Source organism: Lentzea sp. NPDC060358, from assembly GCF_042725365.1.
GTDB lineage: Bacteria > Actinomycetota > Actinomycetes > Mycobacteriales > Pseudonocardiaceae > Lentzea.
In genome coordinates this window covers 1-2113 of sequence record NZ_JBHXCW010000446.1, presented here as the reverse complement: position 1 = coordinate 2113, position 2113 = coordinate 1, and the positions used below count along the sequence as shown (strand labels likewise).

At 72.1% G+C, this 2113-nt stretch carries 3 protein-coding genes; 1 reads left to right on the top strand and 2 read right to left on the bottom strand.

The window, feature by feature from the left end:
• Position 1 precedes the first annotated feature (1 nt).
• Positions 2-373: a MerR family transcriptional regulator gene (locus tag ACFWGZ_RS40715; protein ID WP_382456926.1), complete on the bottom strand. Its 372-nt coding sequence runs from the start codon at positions 371-373 to the stop codon at positions 2-4.
• Between the two features lie 58 nt (positions 374-431).
• Between ACFWGZ_RS40715 and ACFWGZ_RS40710 the strand changes: the two genes are divergently transcribed.
• Entirely contained in the window at positions 432-1481 is a 1050-nt protein-coding gene (locus ACFWGZ_RS40710) for an alkene reductase (protein WP_382456925.1), read from the top strand.
• Here ACFWGZ_RS40710 and ACFWGZ_RS40705 read toward each other — a convergent pair.
• Complete coding sequence (locus ACFWGZ_RS40705; protein WP_382456924.1) at positions 1472-2059, bottom strand: TetR/AcrR family transcriptional regulator; 588 nt, start codon at positions 2057-2059, stop codon at positions 1472-1474. The two genes, ACFWGZ_RS40710 and ACFWGZ_RS40705, sit on opposite strands and share 10 nt — an antisense overlap.
• Positions 2060-2113 lie beyond the last annotated feature (54 nt).

Below are 2113 nucleotides of genomic sequence, written 5' to 3'. Positions count from 1 at the left end.
CTCAGTAGGGCGGGCACGGAGTCCCCCGGCCGTGGCTGCTGGTGGCTCCCGCGATCACGGTGTCGAGCTGCCCGAGCGTGTCCTGGAGCTCCTCGATCTGCCGCAGCACCGATGCCCGGTGGCCGTGCAGCTTCGCGAGCACCTGCGGCGAGGCGATCCCCGTGGCCATGCACGGCAGCATCTCCGCGATCGACGCGCTGGAGATCCCGGCGCCGTAGAGCTGCTGGATCAGGCGGACGCGGCTGACGGCGGGGTCGGTGTACCGCCGCTGGCCGCTCTCGCTGCGCTCGGCGTGGAGGAGCCCCTGCTCCTCGTAGTAGCGCAACGCGCGCACGCTCACGCCTGTCCGCTCGGCCAGTTCGCCGATCTTCATGAGACCTCCGCCACAAAAGCTATCTCTGACGTCAATGTCAGGTTTTTAGCCTAGTCGCATGCTCCTCACCAGCTACCAGCTCGGGACCCTGACCCTGCCGAACCGCCTCGTCATGGCGCCGATGACCCGGTCGCGGGCCGTCGACGGCAAGCCGACCGCGGAGACGGCCACCTACTACGCCCAGCGCGCCACCGCCGGACTCATCGTCACCGAGGGCGTGCAGCCCACCGCCGCCAGCCAGTCCGGCCCGTTCACCCCGGGCCTGCACGACGACGAGCAGGTCGCGGCCTGGCGCGTCGTCACGGACGCCGTGCACGCCAACGGCGGCCGGATCTTCGCCCAGCTCATGCACGGCGGCCGCATCGGCCACGTCGAGGTCGCGGGGCACCAGCCCGCCGGTCCGTCGGCGATCGCGGCCGGCACCGAGGTGTTCACGCCCACCGGCATGAAGCCCGCGCCGGTGCCCCGCGCGTTCACGACGGCGGAGGTCGCCGACCAGGTCACCGCGTTCGCGCAGGCCGCGCGCAACGCGGTCGAGGCCGGGTTCGACGGTGTCGAGCTGCACGGCGCCAACGGGTACCTGATCCAGCAGTTCCTGTCCTCCAGCGCCAACCAGCGCACCGACGGCTACGGCGGCTCGGTCGCCGGCCGCATCCGGTTCGCCGCCGAGGCCGTCGGCGCGGTCGCGGACGCCATCGGCCGGGAGCGCGTCGGCATCCGCCTCTCACCGGGCGGGCAGATCCAGGGCATCGTCGAGGAGGACGTGCCCGTGCTCTACGGCGAGCTGCTGAAGGCGTTGCCGGACATCGCCTACATCCACGTGATGGCGACGACGGACGACGAGGTGCTGCTGGGACTGCGCAAGGCGTGGCCGACCGCGTTCGTCCTCAACCCCGGCGGCCAGATCGGCCCGGACGAGAGCACGCGGGAGCAGGGGGAGCGGTGGCTCGCCAACGGCGCCGACCTGATCAGCTACGGCCGCGCCTACCTCGGCAACCCCGACCTCGTCGAGCGGTTCCGGCTCGGCCTGCCGCTCGTCGCGGCCGATCGCGACACCTGGTTCGGGGCGGGCGGCGGGTACGTCGACTACCCCAGCTATCAGCACTGAAGAGCGCGCAGCAGGTGGTCGACGAGCCGTTCGAGGTAGTCGGGTTCCACCTCCGCGCGGCGGACCGACATGCGCCAGTAGACCGGCGCCGCGACGAGGTCCAGGGCGATCTCGAAGTCCAGGCCGGCCGGCAGCTCGCCCCGCTCGATCGCCCGCCGCAGCGTCACGGCTCCCAGGGCCCGCCGCGGTTCGCCGATGGTCGCGGCGATCGCGTCGGACAACGCCGGGCTGCGGACGGCCTCGGCCGTGAGGTCGGGCAGGATCGTGGCGAACCGCGGGTGCGAGAGCCAGTCGTGCACCGCCGTGACGGTCGCGAGCAGGTCGCCGCGCAGTGACCCGGTGTCCTCGACCTCGGCCAAGGGCACGGAGAACTCCGACAGCGCCGCGACCACCATGTCCTGTTTGGACGGCCAGCGCCGGTACAGCGCGCTCTTGCCGACCTCCGCCCGCTTGGCCACGGCCTCCATCGACAGCCGCCCGTAGCCGGTCTGCGCGAGCTCGTCGAGGACGGCCTCGGTGATCGCCTTCGTCACCTGCGGCTGCAGGACGGCGGCGCCGGTCGGGGTGCGCTTGGTCATGACGCACATCATAGGACTGGACGAGACGGTCCCGTCCCGCCTAACGTTGTGGAC

Bases quoted from the DNA above. Each gene is read 5' to 3' on its own strand.
- ACFWGZ_RS40710 (WP_382456925.1), top strand. From the start codon at position 432: ATGCTCCTCACCAGCTACCAGCTCGGGACCCTGACCCTGCCGAACCGC.
- ACFWGZ_RS40705 (WP_382456924.1), bottom strand. From the start codon at position 2,059: ATGACCAAGCGCACCCCGACCGGCGCCGCCGTCCTGCAGCCGCAGGTG.
- ACFWGZ_RS40715 (WP_382456926.1), bottom strand. From the start codon at position 373: ATGAAGATCGGCGAACTGGCCGAGCGGACAGGCGTGAGCGTGCGCGCG.